Raw genomic sequence first — 20987 nt, 5'->3', positions numbered from 1 at the left:
ATTTCTATACTTATAGTTGATAAGTGAGTAGTAAAATAAACTCTTCTTTATTGTGATGTACTTATGACCAGAATTGATCAGTTTCCCAATTATTAGGAAATCCGGCTGAGTTAGCTTTAGCGCTAGCCGCTGGATATTTATTGAATAGGTCCGACATTAAAGTCTTAATGTCAAAGTCCATACCTAGTGACTTGGTTATTTTGTGTGATAGAGCTATGAATAGATATAATCTATTTGGGTGCGCAGGGGCAATATTTAGCATGTTAGTGATACCACTTGGCTCCCTGTAGTTTGCATTCCAAACTCTAGAATGATGGGCACAACGGTTACGAACATCTTTAATCGCACGAATCCAATCATTTATTTGTTTAAGGTTTCTTGCCCCAAATTCTCTTGCTAAAACATCTAATTTATTCGGGTTGGGCTGGTCGTTGAATATTCCCTTATCTATAGACTTATACAAACTAACAACATTGCCAAATGTTGTTAGTTCACCAATCATCCAAAATGGCGGAAGCTGCTTAAAGTTTGGGTTAGTGTCGTTGTAATAGTTTTGTTTGAAGTGAGTAGAGAAGTCATCTTTCGAATTTTGAAATTGAGAAGCTAAAATATTTCTTAAACCAAAAACTGCACCTGTATTAGCGAAGCTTGCATCATCTAAATACCAAAACGGATTTTGTGTTTGACAAGTTACTACTTGATCTAATTTAGATCTAAGCTTTATTTCTATTCTACCAATAAACGAAAATAAGATGTCTCGTAATTCATCGTCAAATCGATACAATTCAACACCATTTTCAAATGTTGTGCCTGCATGAAATTGATTATTGGCTTGATTGAAAAACGGTTTCAGGTAAATTTTGAAGCGATAATAATTGATGTCTGACAATAAGCTTTCTGCCATTGCCTTATCTTGAATGGTCAACCCTTGATTCTCTATATGAGTAACCAAGTCTCGTGGAGCACAATATGGCTTATTGTATAGTTGATATGGCATTAATTATTATTTTTCAGTCCCTAGAAATAAAAAACCCACTGACTTCCAATAAATGGAGTAGCGGGCGTTGTTAAGATCAAATATACCTATTAGGGATGTATTAGTCAACCGATTTTGGTTTATTTAATCGATAATCCGAATGTTCGCGAATATTGTCCTAAGTATAAATTATCTTTAACTTGAGTACAAAAAATGCAAATATAGACTAAACTGATACAAGGAAATGTATATGCTAACTCACCAGCCAAAACCCTCCCTAAACACCTGTAAATCAAAAAATTAAACCTCACGAAAATGCAGGAACAATCGCACCTAGAAGCTAAATTAGTTTACAACTACTTTAGGGATTACGATCCTGAATTGGGGCGCTATATTCAGTCAGATCCAATTGGTTTAGCAGGTGGGATAAATACTTATGGGTATGTTGGTGGTAATCCTATTAGTTTTGTAGACCCTCTGGGGTTAGCAAAAATTTGTACTAGACCTCTTTCATTTGCTGGTGATTTTCAAACAAGTGGGGCAACAGGAATGGACTTAGCAGTATTCCACGAACATATCTTTTCAGAAGATGGAACTGGTGATAATTGGGGTTACACTAAAGGTGGAGTTTTTGATGACAATAAAAACAAAGGGAAGTATCAATGTGACGCAGAAAGTTATGATGATGATTTAGTTCGGGATGCCGTTAAAGATGTTAAGAAAAACTATCCAAATGATGGATATAATTTTGTAACAAACAACTGCCAAGATTTCGTTACTGACGTTATCAAAAGATACAACCAACTTGAAATGCTTCAAAATACAATGGGTAAAAGGGGTAATCCTTAATGTCAAAAAGTTCTCTGCTTCATATATTGAAGCTTTTAGCGATAGCCATAACTTACTTGTTTTTGCTATGCGTATTAGATTTGTTTTTTGTCTTTGGAGCTGACCAAGTAAAAGGTTGGTACAACACCTTAAGTATACTCGTATTAACTTTGCCAATTGTTTATAGTCTCTATGTATATAAATTTGTTAAAAAGTCTATTCTTTTAATGGTTTTAGCCTTTATTGCAGGGGTAGTTTTAAGCTATTTGGAGTTTATGTGGGTTGCTATTGAGTTCCATACAATGATTGGCGGAGAGATTTAATTTTTTAAAGTTAATATTGAATCCAAAGCCTCGCTAGCCGGGGCTTTTTGTTGCGTCACATCAAAAACAACTTACTTTGAGTAACATCATGTTTTACAGAAGAATAAATAATTGTTAGTTTGATTTTTAGAATAGCAATTATGCTTTTGTTGGGAATTGAATATTAAAAGGACGCAGTATTTTGGCATTATCATTAAAAGAAGTAGTGCTAGATTCAAAGCTAAAAGATGATTTCGAAAAACTGTATGGAAAAGGGAAGAATATTCGCTTAAGTAAAGCTGATGCATTGAAATATTTAAATTTAATTCGATCTAAGTATTCAAAATATTATTCTACGCCAAATTCATTCCTTCAGAAGTCAATAAATGAAGGCAAAGATAATTGGTGGAACCAGTTGAATAGCGGAGGCTAAAAATTTTTAAAAAAATTATAATCATAGCTGTATTTTGCTTAATCGCTTCAAGCATTTGGTTACACTATGAAAATCAAGAATTAGCAGTCCAAGTTTATGATCTGCAAAAAAAGATGAACTTAGAGAGTTAACAAAAGAAGATATGCTTATGAAAGCAATTTCAGATAGTGATATTGCTGCTTTCAGTGAGCTAATCCCTTTAATTAACGCTAATTATAGCACCAATGAAGGGATGACTTTCCTTCATACGGCTGTAGGGGGAAATCAACTTGAAATGGCAAGAAAACTGATTAAAGCTGGAGCCGATGTGAATGCTGTTGCATCTGAAGGTTTATCAATTTTCCATGTCGCTGCTTACTTGGGCGATGAGTTAATGATGAAGTTACTTTTAAAAGCATCTAACAAGCCAAATATTAATGTAAAGGATATTAACGGCGTTACCCCACTTCAACTGGCTAAAAATGATAATAATGACGTTATAACTCAATTACTAATTGACTCAGGTGCTAGTGAATAATATGTGGTACTTTTTAAAGCCTCATGTACGAGGCTTTAATTGTCCGGTATTAAAGCTTTATTCACGGTAAGCGTTACTAAATATATGTTGAATGATTTAAGGTAAACAAGTTTGGCTATTTGATAGAAAGTGATGGTATTAATTTTATAGAGCGAAAACCAAATAGAGCTGTGAACGGCCAATATGTTCGTTCGGCTGTTATTTGAAAAATTTGTCCTAAAGTGAATGTACCATCAATATGCTCTCTGAAAACCACTAGTTGTTTACAATGCAATCACTTATAAAGGGTAATAACAGCGATGTTATTACCCTTTTTTAATTAAATTTTAGTTAATTTTTAGTTAGTAATGGTGTTAATACCTTTCGATTATGTTCTCTCAAGTGATCTAGCGCACTTTTTCCTGTGCTATCTTTTAAATCAATTTTTGCACCGTACTTTAAAAACAAAGCTGCTAGCTCGCGGTTCCCAACACTCGCTATGTACATTAAAGGGGTGTAATTTTCTAAATCACCAATGTTAGGATCCGCATTTTTCTCAAGCAATAACTGCACTCGTTGCAAATTATTATCGCGATTAGTTAAATAGGTGGCTAAAGCTAAGGCGGTATTTCCTCGTTCATCTCTGGCGTTAATATCTAAGTTATTTTCTAATAGTTTATCGAGTAATGGAGATAATGCTAACGCTTGAGGGTATGGCATTAACAATTGCGTTAAAAAGGATTCACCATAAATATTCTTCTCATGAATATTGATGCCTAGATCTATTAAAGCTTCAAATAACGGCCAATTTCCTTGCTCAATAACGTAACTGGGTAAACTGATATTATTAAGGGTTAAAGTCGCTAACTCAGGTACAGCATTGATGACTTTTTGTGATCTTTCAGAAGGTAATTGATAAATAAGTTGAATAAGCAGTTCTCTGGTTAAATTGGTGTTATTTTTCCATGTGAGATGTTGAGAGAATTGTTTTGTTAGCGTGTCGGCTGAAGCTGTTTTAATCGCTACTAATAATGCGTGCTGCATAGCAGGAGTGGCCTTATATTTTTGCAATATATTTTTAATCCACTGCTGTTGGGGTGACACTCTGGCATAATATTCCGTTACGCCATAAATACCCTCTATACCTTGATTATCTTGCCAAGAGCTAACACCAGCAATATAAAGCTTGCCATCCTGTTCAATAAACGCCGGTCCGCCACTATCGTGAGGACCACTTATACCTTCTAATCTCAGAGCATGCTCAGGCTTGTCAAATGTGAAGGATAATTGGCTTGGGCTAGCCCCTGTTATGATATTTGTCGCGGCTCTGAGTATAGCTTTAGTACTTATGATCCCTTTAATACCGTTGCCAAAATTACCATTACCAACGAAAGTGACTTGCTTACCCTGTTCATCAGACAAAGGATAAAGTATGGCTGGTCGCGAGTTATTCATTGGCCACTTTAACCGTAATAATGCCATATCATAAGCATTTGTTTCGGTGTTGTTTTTTGGATGTACTTTGATCAATTCAACGGGGTATTTTTTTCCTAAGTGTTCGATAAAAAGAGGGCGTTGCTCTTTAGGAGTAACACAGTGCGCTGCGGTGAGTACCCATGAGGGATCTATAACTGTACCAACGCAGCCATCATTATATGTTATTGAGTCTTTATATCTTTCTGCTAGTTTTTGATAATCCTTATCGTCAATGTCGTGTCGAATCACAATAGCTTCAGCCATAGTTGCTGTGAAGAATACTATGATGAGCAGTGTTACTTTAATATGATATTTAAGCATCGTTTTATTAGCCTTATTATTGTATTGGTAATCTGTATTTTTAGGTCAAATTTATTGAAAAATTAAATAGTTTTTGTACGAACTTTTACCTGATAAAATGCAAAAAATTATTGCCATTACTTATACCTTAATAAAAAATATAGGCGATGATGACGATGATATTTTTTTATGATTAAAATATGATGTTCAATTAAATCAATAGGATATGTTCTGTTCTTTTCGCTGAAAAAAGGAAGTAAGTGTTGGAGAAATTTAAAATTGGTGAATTTCATGTTGATGTGAAACGTAATCAACTGGATATTTTGGGTCGTACAATATTATTAGAACCCAAAGTTATGGATGTTCTTCATCATTTAGCTCTACATCAAGGTGAGGTCGTGAGCCAACAAGAACTATTTGAAGCGCTTTGGCCAAATAGCTTATTTAGTTCCGGTTCAGTTCTTCGTTGTATTGCGCAATTAAGAAAAGCATTAGGCGATGATGCAAAAAAACAGTCTATTATTCATACTCACCCAAAGCGTGGTTATAGCCTAAAGCTTGAAGTTGAACAACTTACGGATCCGTCTTTAAAAAAATTGCAATCAAGTGATTCAGACAACCGTTTAGCGATTACGAACATCTTTTCAAAAGATAAGCGAGTTGTTAATAAAAGCGCAAAAAGCAGGTTTTATCAATGCATCTATTCTATCAGCTTTGTTTTGCTAAGCTGTATTTTGTGGAAAGCATATAGCCCCTCAGCTGTTAAAACGCAATTTAGTGAGCTGACTCCTATCACTTCAACACAATCTTTTGAGTATCAGCCTGAACTTTCTCCTGTGAGCGATACTGTTGTATTTATTCGAACAGACAATGGACATCAAACGCACTTGTGGATAAAGCATTTAACCACAAAAAAGGAATATCGACTGAGTAAGGATAGCCAAGAATTTTTATCGTTAACTTGGTCAAGCGATGGCAAGGCAATAGCATATATTAGTAAAGTAAACAGTGGCTTTGAACTAGGGTATTTTGATCTGCCAAAGTCGCTATCTAGGCCATTATTCCCAAACGTTATCTATCGTTTTCAAAGTAATAAGCATATAGGTTCAATACAATGGGGGAAGAACAATCACCTGTATTATCTGTCTTATCCAAATGAAGATTTAGTCTCAACACAAGCTACAATACACTCTGTTGATCTGATGACAAAGACTGCTCATTTGATTTGGCAACAAAATAATAGTTTTATGCCTTATGATATGAGCTTATCCCCTGATAACAATACCCTGGCATTATCAGGGTACGGACAAAGCTTTCAAACTGATATTAAGTTACTTGATCTTGAAGATAAGTCACTGATGCCCTTAATAGCTAATTTGCCCGTTTATACACAAATAAACTGGCACCCATTAGGCGAATACCTCTTGCTTACCGATATAAGAGAGCTAAAACTTCTTAGTTTGAAAGGTGATGTACAAGTCATTGATTGGTTATACTTTAGAGACATAGAAAGTCCAAGTTTTAACACTCAAGGAGATAAAATAGCCCTAGTTTTATCGATGACAGATGTTGATCTGTTACTTCAGTCGGTCAATGACAATAACGAGGTAACAACAGTAGCAAACTCAAATGCAATAGACTCAAGTGCAGATATTTCGCCTGACGGGACTGGCATTGTTTATTTATCTGAGAATGCTGGGTATCAACAGGTCTATCTCTATCAAGCAGGAACAACTGAATTACTTTTTGCTAATAAAGATCGGCAAAGCATAGATAGCGCACCACTGTGGTCAAATGATGGCAAAACCGTTTTAATAAATTTAGGCTCGGAATTATTGTTTATTGACCCATTGACTAAAAAAAATCACTTCCTAGAGAAATCAATAGATATTTCATATGTTTATGCTTGGTATCAAAAGGAGAATGCCTTGTTAGTTGATTATAGAAGTGACACAGGAATTACTATTACTAAATATAATTTAGACACTAATAAGTTAACGCCAATAACAAGTGGGAATATCAACTATGCTCATTTAGTAGAAGACGAACTTGTTATTATTAAAGATAACAGCATTGTAAAAGTCATAAAAGAAAACGAGCTTGTTCTTTATAAAGCAAGTGATGATCAGAAGATTGTTGCCTCAGCCGCTATTGGTGATGGAGTGCTATTTCAACTAAATGATGAAGCTGATAACGGAACAAAGTGCAAAGAATTATGGCAGGTTGATATGAAAGGAAAGCAGGCAACATACCTCAGTATATTGCCGACCATATTTGATAAAATAATTGATGTTAGTGCTGATGGTAGCCAACGTTTATTTACGACTCCTAGCCAACAAGAAAAAGATATTGTTGTATTGGAATAAATCCTTTATTTTTAATGTCAACATACCATCTATATAGTCTCTAAAAATCACGAATCGATTCAATTAATTGCTGTTACATAAGGGCAATAACAGCGATGTTATTCCCCTTTTTATGCCGCATAAAACAGCACTCAGTTGGCTCTGAATATTTTTCGTTATTTAGGATAAACAAAGCCATAATTTATATGGCGAGAATGACTTTATCTAACTATGGTTAGTTATGTTTATGATATATAGCTATAATACTTTATAACGTGTTTCAGCGTTATTTAATATAACTCGTTCAAGACGTATTTTTAGGAATGCAGTGTGGCTTTCAAACTAATACAAAGGTTATATGTTCCCAACATAATATAAGTACTTAAATCCATTAAGATAACGCAGAGCTTAACGCCTTTTTCACGAAGGACTGGAATAAAAACGAAGTACAAGATGCTATGGATTTTAATAAGCTAATCTATATCGTTTTTTAAGCTAAATTCTACATATTGAAGTGTCATGGTCTGTTTACTAAGACCTGATCTTATTTGAGGTTAATAAATGTTATTACAAAAGAAAAGCTTATCCCTGAAGTTACTGCTAGTGGTTGGAGGCTTGTTGATTTTAATGTCGCTAAGTTTTATTTTAGTGAGTTCAATATCCTTAAATGATGCTGAAAAAGATATTGTTTCAGGGGTAAGTACTGAAGTTAGAGCTCAAATTGAGCAAACAGTCGCTGCTAAATCTAGTGCAATTGCTGCTGATATTTCGAGTGTTTTCAATGAAAATTACGTTTACCCGCATAAGTTAGCGAACCAGCTTGCTGCGAGTATTGAAGGTAAATTGCCAGAGCCTTATAGTCGCGGGCAGGTTGAAGCTATGGTGAAAAATAGCTTGTCGTATAGCAAAGTTTCTTCAATGTATGCACAGTTTGATGCTGATAAGTTTGACGGTGAGGATGCAAATTTCACTTCAGGTTATAGTCACTCTGTTACTAACTCAGGTAGTTTAGAAGTTTATTTTTTTCGAGAGCAAGATAATAAAATATCTCAGCAAATCGTTGACGACTCAGCAGAAAAATACGATGAAACGTTAGATGAGTTTGGCAACCGCGCAGCACAATGGTATATATGCTCAAAAGAAAGTTTAAAGCCTTGTATTAGTAACCCTTATAAATATGAAATTAGGCCTGGGTATACTGAACTTATGACGAGTTTAGTTGTACCTGTAATTGCTAATGGAGAATTTAGGGGGGTTGTTGGATCCGATCTTAATTTACCGATATTACAAGAAAAAGCACAACAATTAAAAGCGTCACTTTATGGTGGTAAATCAAGTGTATTAATTGTCAGTCAGGACGGGTTTTTGGCGGCAGCTACAGAACAAGAAGATAGCTTGGCACGTCCAATTAAAGAAGCGCTCGACAGCAGTACTGAGTTGCTGAGTATTTCTGGACAAAATAAATCGATAGTTATTGATGGTTTATTGTACGTTGTTCGGCCTATTAAAATTAATCTTGCAGATAATGAATGGCATTTAATTGTTGGTATTGATATTAATATTGCTATGTCACCCGTAGCTAAAATCTCTAATGATATTACTGAAATTATTAATAAAATATTGATCAGCTTTCTTGTGCTAGCCTTAGTTTCTACTATTTTTGCTTTAATTTTAGTTAACTTCTTTACTCGAAGTATTGTTAAACCAGTGAAAGCTGTAGCAGATAAAATGGCTGAGCTTGCTGGTCAAGGTGGTGACTTAACGCAAGAGCTTCAGGTGCATTCACATGCTGAGTTAATTAGCTTGAGTGTCGCCTTTAACCAGTTTAGAGAAACCGTTAGAGATTTATTAGAGCAAGCAAAAAAATCAGGGCAAATGGTGCTTGAGCAAAGTGAAGAAAGTAAGCACAACGCTGAACAAACCCATGCACAAATATCTCTTCAAGAGATGGAAGTTAATAGCATTGTTACGGCCATTACTGAGATGTCAGCAACAGCATCTGAAGTTGCCACTACTGCCTCTAATGCTGCAACCAATGCTGACGCCGCAAGTCACTCAATTAAAGGCACAGAATCTGACGTTTCCTTGGCTACCACTGAAATTACCACGTTGTCGAACGAGATGGCAACTGCTACAGATGCAGTAAAAGCAGTGTCAATGCGTAGTGAAGATATCAGAAAAATATTAGACGTTATTAGTGCGATTGCTGATCAAACCAACTTACTGGCTTTAAATGCTGCCATTGAAGCCGCTAGAGCTGGTGAACATGGTCGAGGTTTCAGTGTCGTTGCAGATGAAGTAAGAGCCCTAGCATCTAAAACGGCGGATTCTGTTGATGAAATATCACAAGTTATTTCTTCATTACAGGAAGAAGTGACCACGACAGTAAATCTTATTGAGCAAGGTACTGAAAAGGCTCAAGCCGCCGCATCTAAATCTAATGCCGCCTTTGTTAAAATGAAAGAAACTGTGCTTCAAATTGGCGAAGTTACTCAGCATATCATTCAAATAGCGGCAGCGGCAGAGGAACAAAGCCAAGTGTCTGAAGAGTTAAATAGAAATATGGTGATTGTCGGAGATGCCACTAAGGAAGTGCTGATTTTATCCGAAGCGTCTAAGCAAAGTGCGATGATTATTAATACTGATATTATTGAGCTAGAAAATGTGCTGAGTAAACTTAAAACCAGTAAAAACTAACGAGAGTGTTGAATAACATACCACGCAGTTTTTAGTTTGTTTTAGTTTGTTTTAGTTAGGTTAGAGGCAATAACATTTTATGTTATTGCCTTTTTTTGCTGTATTTTAATAAAGACAGTTAAGAAAATCCTCCGTACTTTTCTACTATAAAAAATTAAGAGTACCAATATTTTTACGTTAATCATCTGAAAGCCTTATCAAAATTTGAGCTAAAATAGACACTGTGCTAAAAATTTGTTCTACTTAAAGTAAACGCTTCGCGTTGAAATGGCTTAACGACCGAAGCACTGTATTTTTGCCATAACTTTTGTAGGCAGTAAATTTTGTCTGAACTCTCTAAATCACAAACGATAAAAAGCTTAACGATTACCAATCAGTTTGCTACCGATATTCTATTGCTCAATACCCCTAATGAGGTTTGGCAATATTTGGCACAGAATATTGTTGAAAAACTTGGCTTTGATGATGCAGTTATCTACACCTTAGATACAGGGGGCGAAACCTTAAGTCGCATGTCGGGCTTTGATAAAAAAACATCAGTCGGCGAAGCTAAGTTTAGCAATACTCAAATAAGAGATACCTCATCAAATTCGATGATTATTCCTTTCAATCAAGGTGTTATTGGTAAAGTAGCCGCCACTAAAAAAGCCATTTTAGTAAAAGACACGCGTGAATTTGAAAGCTATATTGTTGACGACGAAACCACGCTTTCCGAGTTGGCTGTGCCTATTTTATTCAAAGAGCAATTATTAGGTGTTATTGATTCCGAACATACCCAAGTTGACTTTTACACTGAATATCACTTGAGAACACTGACCGCATTAGCCTCGATTACCGCAATAAAAATATCTCAAATCATTAAGGTCGACGGTTTAGAAGAAATCATTGATAATTTAGAATATTCCAATAAAATTCAAGATGCTTTATTTGAGATTGCTGAGCTTACTTTTAAAACTAAAACTATTGGTGAGTTTTATCGTCATTTACATCAATGTATTGGTCGTTTAACTTTTGCTAAAAATTTTTTTGTCGCTTTGCTTAAAGATAATGGCAAAACTATTGAGTTTCCTTATGCTGTTGATGAGTTAGACCAAGATGCTTTTGATGAGTTTGATCAAGGAAAGATATTTGAAAAGGTCGCTATTGATCCCAATAATTTAAGTATTACCGGTTATACCTTATCAAAAGACAAGCCTTTTTTGTTATATGAAAAAGACATTCAAAGAATGCTCGATAACAAGGAACTCTATATTTTAGGGAGTATTCCTAAAGCTTGGCTCGGTGTGCCTTTCGGTAAAGGTGATAATAAAGGTATTGTGGTGGTACAAAGTTACAGCACTGATTTTTTATTCCAAGAAAAAGACAAGCAACTGTTATCTTTTGTCGCTAAGCATATCAATAATGCGATTGAAAGAATGGAAGCCCAACAGAAACTGCAGTTTTTAGCATTACATGATCCTTTAACGTGCTTGCCTAATCGTTCATTATTTCAAGACCGCATTCAACATGCTTTTCTACATTGCCAGAATAATCGTCTCGACAACATAGCGATACTGTTTATTGATGTCGATAGGTTTAAACAAATTAATGACAGCTATGGCCATCATGTTGGCGATAAATTACTTATTGCTATCGTAAACGCGATTACGACTACGTTAAGAAACACCGATACCTTGGCTAGATTAGGTGGTGATGAATTTGCCATATTGCTTGATGGAAAAATTGACCATGAGGCTATTTGTCGAATTACTGAAAATATTATTGTCGCTATGACGGGAGCTTTTAATATTGATGGTTTGACCATCTTCAGTAGTGTCAGTATCGGGATCGCAACTTATAGTGAGAGCCGTGATAGTGCGGAACAATTATTGATTGATGCCGATCATGCGATGTATCAAGCTAAGCTAAAAGGGCGTAACCAGTATGTTTTTTTTGAAACGCTTGAAGAACAAAAGAAATCAAGTAATGTGAAACTTGAGTATGATTTTGATAAGGCGATTAAAAATCAAGAATTTATTGGTAGCTATCAACCCTTAATTGACTTTGAGAGCGATGCCGTTATTGGCGCCGAAATTTTAGTGCGCTGGCAACATCCTAAATTAGGGCTGTTATTTCCAGATGTTTTTATTCCAACTTTAGAAAAGTCAGGACAAATTATTCAACTCGATCTTTATATGCTTAAGCTGGCGCTAAATAACCTCAGCCACTGGAATACTTGGCTACCAGAACAATTTAAACTCAATGTTAATGTCTCCACATCAGGGTTTGCATCGCAAGACTTTATTACTTATTTACAAGCTGAGCATCAGCAAGTCGCCGCTTTCACCAGTCACTTATGTATAGAAATTACCGAAGAAAGTTTGATCTTAAATATTGATGCGGTGAAGAAAAATTTAGCGATTTTGAAAAGTATTAATATTCCTGTAGCGCTGGATGATTTCGGCACCGGTTTCTCATCGCTTAGCTATTTACATCAATTTTCTTTAGATTACTTGAAAATAGATAAAAGCTTTGTTGATGATTTGAACGAAGTGGGCAATAAAGTATTGATATTAGATGCTGTGGTTAATTTAGCGAAAACATTAAAAATAAAAACCACAGCTGAAGGTATTGAAACAGAAGAACAATATCAAAAGCTAAAAGAAATTGGCTGTGATGTTGGTCAAGGCTATCATATTGCAAAGCCTATGTTTGCTAGCGACTTTAAAGATTTTATTTTAAATAAAGTGAAGCAATAAAAACCAAAACAAATAAGTTCAATCGCTTGGTTTATATCATCAGTATTTAGCTGTGCAAGCTGTTAATCGTGTTACAGAAGAGCAATATTACCTTGAACGAGACGAATATTGCCATTTTAGCTTACTTTCACCACTTGTTTACCGGTAAAACCTCCAGCCAGTTGTTTATTCAATGCGGCAGAAATATGTTCAGCATTAAATTCAACTAGGCTCACTTCCGGCACGGTTAAGTCACCTTTTGCTAAGTCTTCAAGCAACAACTTACTCATAAAACTCATGCGTTGTTGTGCGCATAAGCTGTTGGCAAGCCAAGCACCAGCAAGTGAGACAATACTAATGTTAGGTGCTTTTCTAAAAAGTAATTCTTGTTCAAAATTTGGCAATGGCTTTAAACAAGCAATATGACCACAAAAACGCATTAATTCAATATTGCGTCGCGTCGCATCACCACCAATAGCATCAAGTACCGCATCAAACCCTTGTGGTCCTAATTCATGGCGTATTTTTTGACAAAGTTTTTTGTCTTGATAATCAAAAACGACATCGGCGCCTAATGATTTGACTAATTTATGGTTACGTTTGGCTGCTGTGGTAAAAACATCAGCACCACGCTGTTTAGCAAATTGAATGGCAATTTGACCAACAGCACCAGCGCCACCGTCGATCAATAAGGTATCACCTTCGGTAATTTGTAACTTGTCGAGTGAAATTAGCGCCGTCATACCCGCGCAAGGTAAAGCTGCAGCATGCTCTGAACTAATGCCCTCAGGCACGACAGAGACCGCATAGTTTGGCACTTTAGCGTATTCACTGAGTACACCTTGCTCACCCATACTGGCATGCCACATAACACGAGTACCCATAGTGGGATAAATGCCTTTGGCTGCATCAACAACAACACCAACGGCATCTAAGCCAAGTATATGTGGGTACTGCCAATGGCAAAAACCTGTTTTTGCATATTCTGCATCTAACGGGTTAAGGCCAACATACTCTATCTTGATCAATAATTCATTATCACGGCATTGCGGTACATTCAGTTGAACATTTTCTAATCGAATCTGTTCATTGGCTTCGGGTAAAACAATGGCGCGCATAGTTTTAGCGATAATGTCATTAGGTAAAATATCAGTATCTAGCATCAAAATATCTCTATCTGTTAGGTGTGCTTAACGCATAGCTCCATTGCCCGTTAAATGACTGGTAAGCATTTACTTTAGCAAGCAAAGAAGAAATCGTTGAATCAACAGCATTTTCTTGTGCTATTAAAACATCCTGACGGGCATCTAACAACTCTAAGTAAGGTATTTGACCTTCTTCGTACATGGCATTTGCTTGGAGAAATGCTTTATTAGCAAAGTGATAACGCTGTTCTGAAAACTCTTGCTTCTGCGCTTGATTGAGCAAAAACTGTAAAGCAAGTTCACTTTCACTCAGGGCACTTAACACCACTTGTTGATAATCACTATAGGCTGCTTGCGTTAAAAACTGTTGGGCATCTCGTTGTGCTAACAAGGCAGGGTAACTCAGTAGTGACCACTGTAATTGTGGTGCAACTTGCCATTGTTGCTGAGTATCGCTAAAACCATTGCTACCTATGCTGACGACACCAGCAAAGCTGGTTAAACTAATATCAGGCAATAATGCTTTGCTGGCTGAAACACTTAAGCTATTGGCTTGGCTAAAGTCATAAAGTGCGCGGCTAATATCTGGCCTTAGCGCAATGGCTTTATTTGGCTCGCTTAAGGAAACACTAAACTCATGCTGTAAAATAGCTTGCTCGTTGGTTAATTTCAGCTCTTGTGCTAAACGACCGGTTAATACCGCCAATGTTGATAAATCTCGGTACTTAGCGTATTCAATTGCTGGCATTAAGGCTTGTTGTTGTCTAAGTTGCGCCATGGTTCGATTTAAGTCGAGATCGTTGGCAACACCTTCGTCAACACGCGCTTGTAGCACCTCAATACTTTGTCTTAAGGCTTCTATTTGCAAAGTAAGGATATGTTGTTTTTCAACATTACCTTGATAACTTACAAAGCCTTTAACCACTGATGAAACCACTTCAATTTGTAATAAACGCACTTTTTCGGCTTGGCTCATGGCTGAAGCATTGGCGGCATCAACTAAGGCGGTAATACGACCAAATAAATCCAACTGCCAATTGAGCGCTAAATTAGCACTTGACTGGCGAGCGTTTGTTGCACCTAAGCCACTACGCTGAGCACCAATTTCAACACCACCTTGCGGTAGGTATTGCGCTTGTTGTTCACCTAACCGCGCTAAAGCACTTTTCAGGGTTAATTGACTGGTGTGTAAGTTGTGATTATTCGCTAATGCATCAGTAACTAATTGATTAAGTTGGCTTGAATCAAGCTTTTGCCACCAGTTCGTTTCATTTTTACCGCTTAGCTCTCCGGCAATATTTGCTTTAGCGACAAAGTCACTCACTAAGTTTTGTTCATTTGCCGTATCAATTTTACTTGCACAGCCAGATAACAATATCGTTATTATCACCGCACGGGCAGCGAGGCTGGATTTAAGCTTTTTCTGTAGCAAGTTAATCATCAGACAACTCCTGTGTTTTTGCTTTCTTACGGGTTACTAGCATGTAAAAAACGGGGGTGAACAATAAGCCAAATACCGTGACACCAATCATGCCCGAAAATACGGCGTTACCCATGGCGTGACGCATTTCTGCCCCGGCACCTGTTGCTAATACCAGTGGCACAACACCGGCAGTAAAGGCAATTGAGGTCATTAAAATTGGGCGTAAACGCATACGACAAGCCTCAAGTATTGCTGCTAAATGTGATAAACCTGAGTCGTGTCTATCTTTGGCAAATTCGACCATCAATATCGCATTTTTCGAGGCTAAGGCGACCAGTACTATCAAAGCAATTTGGGTAAATATATTATTATCTGAACCGACAAACCAAACGCCAAGTAAGGCAGAGAAAATAGTCATAGGGACAATTAAAATAATTGCCAGTGGTAAGCGCAAGCTCTCATATTGAGCGGCGAGTACCATAAAGACTAGTAGCACCACTAATGGGAAGATATAAACCATGGTATTACCCGCCAGTACTTGTTGGTAGGTGACTTCGGTCCACTCATATTCAATGCCAGCAGGCAATACTTCTGCTAGTACTTTTTCAATAGCCAGTTGTGCTTGGTCTGAACTGTAACCCGGTGCTGGGCTACCATTAAGCTCAGCACTTGGATAACCGTTATAATGCATCACACGGTCTGGACCAATCGTCGGTGTGACGGTTAATACCGAGCCGAGTGGCACCATGTTACCTGCGCGATTGCGTACTTTTAGGTTCAGAATTTGCGCAGGGTCTTGACGATAATCTGCATCGGCCTGGGCGTTAACTTGGTAAGTTCGGCCAAATATGTTGAAATCGTTGACATAAACAGAGCCTAAGTAAATCTGTAAAGCGTCAAATACTTCATTTAATGGGATGCCTTGAATAAGCGCTTGCTCACGATCAATATCAATATCCATTTGTGGTACTTGAATACGAAAACTTGAGTAAAGCCCCATTAAAGCAGGATCTTGTTGTGCTTTACCAATAACCGCTTGTAAGCTATTGAACAAGGTTTCAAAGCCTTTGTTTGCTCTATCTTCAATTTGTAGTTTAAAACCACCGGTTGTACCTAAGCCTTGAATTGGCGGCGGCGGAAATACTGCAACGAAGGCTTCATCAATAGCGGCAAAACGTTGATTTAACTGCGCGGCAATCGCCATGGCAGACTGGCTGGGATCTGTTCTATCGGCAAAAGCATCTAATGGCGTAAAAACAATACCGCTGTTCGGACTATTGGTAAAACCATTCACGGATAAGCCTGGAAAGGCAACCGTGTGGGCAACCCCTGGCACTTCTAAGGCAATTTTTTGCATTTGTGCCAGTACATCTTGCGTACGATCAAGACTGGCAGCATCAGGTAATTGGGCAATAGATACTAAATATTGTTTATCTTGTTGTGGAATAAAGCCACCAGGCACAGCATCAAATAATTTAATTGTACCGCCCACTAAAGCGATATAAGCCACCATCACAACAACGGTCATACGGATAAGTTTCTGTACGAGTTTTTCATAGCCATTTGCACCGCGATTAAATACTCGGTTGAAGGGTTCAAATAACCAACGACCAAACAATTTATTCAACAAACGCGTAAAGGCGTCTGGTTTTGCGTCATGCGGTTTTAATAACAAAGCTGCTAACGCTGGCGACAAGGTCAGTGAATTAAAGGCTGAAATAATCGTTGAAATCGTGATAGTTAAAGCAAATTGCTTATAAAACTGTCCTGATAAACCGGTAATAAAAGCGGTTGGAATAAATACCGCACTTAATACTAAGGCAATGGCAATAATAGGGCCGGTTACTTCGCTCATCGCAACACGCGTTGCTTCTAGTGGCGATAAACCTTTTTCGATATTACGTTCAACATTCTCCACCACCACAATGGCATCATCGACCACGATACCGATCGCTAAAACTAAGCCAAATAGCGATAGGGTATTAATCGACACCCCTAACCATTGCATCACGGCAAAGGTACCAATCAGTGAAATAGGCACGGCAATTAATGGAATGATCGATGCCCGCCAGGTTTGTAAGAATACGATAACAACAATAACAACTAAGGCAATTGCTTCTAATAAAGTGGTAATAACCGCATCAATAGAGCCGCGAACGAAAACTGTTGGGTCGTACACTATGTCGTATTCAACACCGGCTGGAAAATCATTTGCTAAGCGTGCCATGGTTTCACGTACTTGATCAGAAAGCTCAATTGCGTTTGAACCCGGACGTTGGAAAATAGGCATAGCGAGTGCTGGTTGGTTATCAAGTTCAGCTCGAAGTGAATATGAGTCTTGCCCTAATTCAACACGAGCAATATCAGATAAACGCGTTAATTGGCCTTGGTCTCCCACTTTGATAATAACTTGTTCAAATTCTTCGATATTGTTTAAACGGCCTTTAACGTTTAACAATATTTGAAATTGGCTATCGTTAGAGATAGGTTGTGCGCCTAAACTACCTGCAGCAACTTGTTGGTTTTGAGCACGTAATGCGGCTACTACATCTGTTGCTGTTAATTCACGTGATGCCAAGGCATCTGGGTTTAGCCATACGCGCATGGCGTATTTACCGCCACCAAATAAACGAATATCGCCAACGCCAGATAAACGGGCAATTTCATCTTTAATGTTTAGATCGGCATAGTTAGATAAGTACGCCGTATCATGGGTTTTTTCGGGTGAGTATAAATGCACTACCATAGTTAAATCAGGTGATGATTTTTCAGCAACCACACCTAAGCGTTGTACTTCTTCAGGTAAACGCGGCAAGGCACTGTTAACACGGTTTTGTACTTGCACTTGTGCTCGGTCTAAATCAGTACCTAGGGCAAAGGTAACTGTTAATGTCATACGGCCATCGCTGGTCGCTTGTGAAAACATATAAAGCATGTTTTCAGTGCCGTTAATTTCTTGCTCGAGCGGTGTTGCCACCGTTTGTGCAATAACCGTTGGGTTGGCACCTGGATAACTGGCAGTGACAACAACGGTCGGCGGGACAACTTCTGGGTATTCGCTAACCGGTAATTGAAATAATGAAATACCACCACCGATCAAGATGATCAGTGACAATACCGCCGCAAAAATCGGGCGTTGAATAAAAAAGTGAGAAAAATTCATGTTCAGCTCTTAGTACTTAGCAACAAGGCTAGCATCGTCAAATGTAGATAAAGTAAATGCGATATCCGTGCTATCAATGGTGACGGTATTCGGGTTAACAGGCATGCCAGGACCAACACGCGCTGGACCGTTAACAGCAATAATATCGCCTTCGCTTAAACCTGATGTAATAGCACGGAGTTTTCCGTAACGCTCGCCGATTTCAACTAACTTGTAGGCAAGCACATTGTTTTTATCCAAAGTTAGTACGAAACGATTCTTTAAATCTGTACCTATGGCACGCTCCGGCACAATAATTTGCTCAGTAATGGCATTAGCCGCCAGTTTAATACGAGCAAAAGAACCGGCTCGTAACTGGTCGTTTATTTGCTCATGTTCGCCTTCAAAAATTGCCCGTACACGCAATGTGCCGGTTGACGCGTTAATGCGGTTATCAATGAAATTAATATAACCTTCATGAGCAAAGCTTTGCTCACCTACTTTTTGCATAACTACTTGTTGCTTGCTAGTAGCAGTGACATTAGCAAATGAACTATTCCAAGTGCGTTCATCAATATCAAAATAGGCATACATTTCATTATTAGAAACAATTGACGTGAGTACGCTTTGGCCAGCAAGCACGTTATTACCACGGGTGATGTTAGCGCGTGAAATTACGCCATCAATAGGTGAACGAATGGCAGTAAACTCTAGGTCAAGTTGTGCAGAAGTTAGCTGGGCTTGTAATGCGGCTAATTGTGCTTCACGTTGATGTAAAGTTGAGGTGCGAGCTTGCGCTTGTTCTGTTGATATGGCATTTCGCTCTGTTAAGCGTATAGCACGTTTTGCTTCACTTTTTGCTTGATTTAAGGCCGCTTTAGCACTGAGAATTTGTGCTTCTAAGCTAGCGACTACTGCGGCAAAAGGGCGGTCATCAAGTTGAAATAATAAATCGCCTTGTTTTACATCATCGCCTTCTTTAAAAGTTATCTGATCAATAACGCCTGATACGCGTGGCATCAGTGCCACTTCTTCAGGTGACTCTAAACGTGTTGTATAGGTGTGCCAGCTTTGTACTGGTTTCACTAATACCTGTGCAACATCAATCGGTTGTAGTGGTTGTTGTGCAGATTTTTGCGCTGACTCATCAGTACAACCGGTAATAGCTAAACTGATAGTGAGAATGGCGACAATAATTAATGTTTTATTCATAGTGGTGCTCTTTTGCCCATATTGATATTACTTAAATTCATGACGTGCATGATACGGAACTAATATGTGCAAAAAAAGCATAGATTTTTAAATTCATTAGTGCCAATATTGCACCAATTGAAATTTACTGAAAATAAATTATGGATATCACCAGTCGATTACTCATGCTGTTAGATGTTGTTGAACACGGCTCGTTTGCTGGTGCAGCAACAAGTCGTAATATTGACCGTTCAGTGATCTCAAAACAAATCAGCCGACTTGAAGATGACTTAGGCGTAAGGCTGTTGAATAGAACAACTCGGTCTTTTTCGCTCACCGCTGCAGGTGCGGAAATGATAAAAAAATCCCGAGAGCTGCGTGAGTTATTAGGACAAACGGTTAGATTAGCTGAAAACTACCATCAAGAGCCGCGTGGGGTTTTAAAAATAACGTCATCGACAATTATTGCTAAGCGTTATTTACAGCCCGTGATCAATGACTTTCAAAAACGTTTTCCGCAAGTTGAAGTTGAATTGCGCTTAGATGATCGTGTGATGGATATTGTTGCAGAAGGCTTTGATTTAGCGTTTCGTGTCGGTGAACCGAAAGATTCGACACTGATCGCGCGCAAACTCGCCCGTAATCGCATGATTATTCTAGCGTCACCTGAGTTTATTGATACTTATGGTATGCCGAAAAATATAGACGAATTAGCGTTATTGCCGGTGGCGAACTATACCAGTACGTCTTTACGTGTTACCACAATTAAGTACCTTGATGAGCACGGTGAGAGAGTTGAAAAAAACATGAAAAGTGTTTTTCGCGCGAACGATGGTGAAATATTGTTATTAAAAGCACTTTCAGGCACCGCATTCGTTGTTATGCCTGCATTTATTGTTGGTAGTGAAGTGGCCGATGGTCATTTAGTACCGATCCTTCCAGACTTAAAGTTGTTAGATTACAGTGCTATGTATGCGATTTACCCGCATCGCGATTTACCGGTAAGAACGCGATTATTTCTGGATGCCGTTCGTGAATATATTGGTAAAGATATTCCTATTTGGGAGTCTAATATTCCTAACTTTGAGCGTTTATATCAAGGTGGTTGACCCAAAAAACCGTGATTATTGCTCGGTATTTAATATTCTAAGGGTATACACGATACTAGGGGTTGTTGCTCTTTCATTTTATCGCTCTGTTGTGTTTGAAAAAGTTGGCAATCTAGGCGCTTGATATAATGTTTGCTTACTCCAAAGGCATATTAAGCACAGCTTACCGCGTCCTGCTCACGCTAAGTACCTAGATCCTGTAACCCACAAATATTGACGCTTTTTCAAGACAAGCCAAGAGGCTATGTGTAATCACCAAAATTAGCTAATACCAATTTTACTAAGCTCTGATTGGGAACCAACTTAATAAACTTGGTATTATATCGCTTTGTAGGTTGATTTTTCTTATTGGTCTGCATATGAACTGGGCATAAATCGCTTGCTAGCGTTGTGACTTTTTCAAATAA

General features: G+C 37.9%; 14 protein-coding genes. 8 read left to right on the top strand and 6 right to left on the bottom strand.

The features are described from left to right. Positions 1-61: 61 nt before the first annotated feature. Positions 62-925: an Abi family protein gene (locus tag FGD67_RS06920; RefSeq protein WP_257174315.1), complete on the bottom strand. Its 864-nt coding sequence runs from the start codon at positions 923-925 to the stop codon at positions 62-64. A 366-nt stretch (positions 926-1291) separates the two neighbouring features. Here FGD67_RS06920 and FGD67_RS06915 point away from each other — a divergent pair, with 366 nt between their 5' ends. The 4 genes from FGD67_RS06915 (at position 1292) to FGD67_RS06900 (ending at position 3056) form a co-directional block, all read left to right on the top strand. Beyond that, positions 1292-1825: an RHS repeat-associated core domain-containing protein gene (locus tag FGD67_RS06915; protein ID WP_257174314.1), complete on the top strand. Its 534-nt coding sequence runs from the start codon at positions 1292-1294 to the stop codon at positions 1823-1825. Further along, complete coding sequence (locus FGD67_RS06910) at positions 1825-2127, top strand: hypothetical protein (RefSeq protein WP_257174313.1); 303 nt, start codon at positions 1825-1827, stop codon at positions 2125-2127. The genes FGD67_RS06915 and FGD67_RS06910 overlap by 1 nt, the downstream gene beginning before the upstream one ends. Positions 2128-2308: 181 nt before the next feature. Next, complete coding sequence (locus FGD67_RS06905) at positions 2309-2539, top strand: hypothetical protein (RefSeq protein WP_257174312.1); 231 nt, start codon at positions 2309-2311, stop codon at positions 2537-2539. Positions 2540-2681: 142 nt separating this feature from the next. Then, the gene (locus FGD67_RS06900) at positions 2682-3056 is read left to right on the top strand and encodes an ankyrin repeat domain-containing protein (RefSeq protein WP_373567854.1); all 375 of its coding nucleotides are present in this window, start codon (positions 2682-2684) and stop codon (positions 3054-3056) included. 330 nt (positions 3057-3386) lie between these two features. Here the strand turns inward: FGD67_RS06900 and FGD67_RS06895 are convergent, their stop codons facing one another. Next, positions 3387-4832 carry an ankyrin repeat domain-containing protein gene (locus FGD67_RS06895; protein ID WP_257174310.1) on the bottom strand — a complete coding sequence of 482 codons (1446 nt, stop codon included), beginning with the start codon at positions 4830-4832 and terminating at the stop codon, positions 3387-3389. A 242-nt stretch (positions 4833-5074) separates the two neighbouring features. Between FGD67_RS06895 and FGD67_RS06890 the strand changes: the two genes are divergently transcribed. The 3 genes from FGD67_RS06890 to FGD67_RS06880 all read left to right on the top strand — a co-directional run bounded on the left by FGD67_RS06890 (position 5075) and on the right by FGD67_RS06880 (position 12591). Beyond that, positions 5075-7177 (top strand): winged helix-turn-helix domain-containing protein, encoded by a 2103-nt coding sequence (locus FGD67_RS06890; RefSeq protein ID WP_257174309.1) that lies wholly within the window; start codon positions 5075-5077, stop codon positions 7175-7177. A gap of 540 nt (positions 7178-7717) precedes the next feature. Then, positions 7718-9853 carry a methyl-accepting chemotaxis protein gene (locus FGD67_RS06885; RefSeq protein ID WP_257174308.1) on the top strand — a complete coding sequence of 712 codons (2136 nt, stop codon included), beginning with the start codon at positions 7718-7720 and terminating at the stop codon, positions 9851-9853. Positions 9854-10176: 323 nt separating this feature from the next. Continuing rightward, positions 10177-12591 carry an EAL domain-containing protein gene (locus FGD67_RS06880; RefSeq protein ID WP_257174307.1) on the top strand — a complete coding sequence of 805 codons (2415 nt, stop codon included), beginning with the start codon at positions 10177-10179 and terminating at the stop codon, positions 12589-12591. 116 nt (positions 12592-12707) lie between these two features. Here FGD67_RS06880 and FGD67_RS06875 read toward each other — a convergent pair whose 3' ends face one another. From FGD67_RS06875 to FGD67_RS06860, 4 genes are read right to left on the bottom strand one after another with little or no spacing between them, the layout of a single operon-like run. Next, positions 12708-13733 carry a zinc-binding dehydrogenase gene (locus tag FGD67_RS06875; RefSeq protein ID WP_257174306.1) on the bottom strand — a complete coding sequence of 342 codons (1026 nt, stop codon included), beginning with the start codon at positions 13731-13733 and terminating at the stop codon, positions 12708-12710. Positions 13734-13743: 10 nt separating this feature from the next. Next, positions 13744-15156 carry a TolC family protein gene (locus FGD67_RS06870; protein ID WP_257174305.1) on the bottom strand — a complete coding sequence of 471 codons (1413 nt, stop codon included), beginning with the start codon at positions 15154-15156 and terminating at the stop codon, positions 13744-13746. Next, on the bottom strand, positions 15149-18301 hold the full coding sequence (locus FGD67_RS06865) for an efflux RND transporter permease subunit (protein ID WP_257174304.1): 3153 nt from the start codon (positions 18299-18301) through the stop codon (positions 15149-15151). The genes FGD67_RS06870 and FGD67_RS06865 overlap by 8 nt, the downstream gene beginning before the upstream one ends. Positions 18302-18310: 9 nt before the next feature. Continuing rightward, positions 18311-19492 (bottom strand): efflux RND transporter periplasmic adaptor subunit, encoded by a 1182-nt coding sequence (locus FGD67_RS06860; protein WP_257174303.1) that lies wholly within the window; start codon positions 19490-19492, stop codon positions 18311-18313. Positions 19493-19632: 140 nt separating this feature from the next. Between FGD67_RS06860 and FGD67_RS06855 the strand changes: the two genes are divergently transcribed. Beyond that, positions 19633-20580, top strand: coding sequence for a LysR family transcriptional regulator (locus FGD67_RS06855; RefSeq protein ID WP_257174302.1), 948 nt, complete (start codon positions 19633-19635; stop codon positions 20578-20580). Positions 20581-20987: the final 407 nt, after the last annotated feature.

It is taken from the genome of Colwellia sp. M166 (assembly GCF_024585285.1).
GTDB lineage: Bacteria > Pseudomonadota > Gammaproteobacteria > Enterobacterales > Alteromonadaceae > Cognaticolwellia.
Note: the sequence above shows the minus strand (reverse complement) of the source record. Positions and strands in the feature narration are given on the sequence as shown.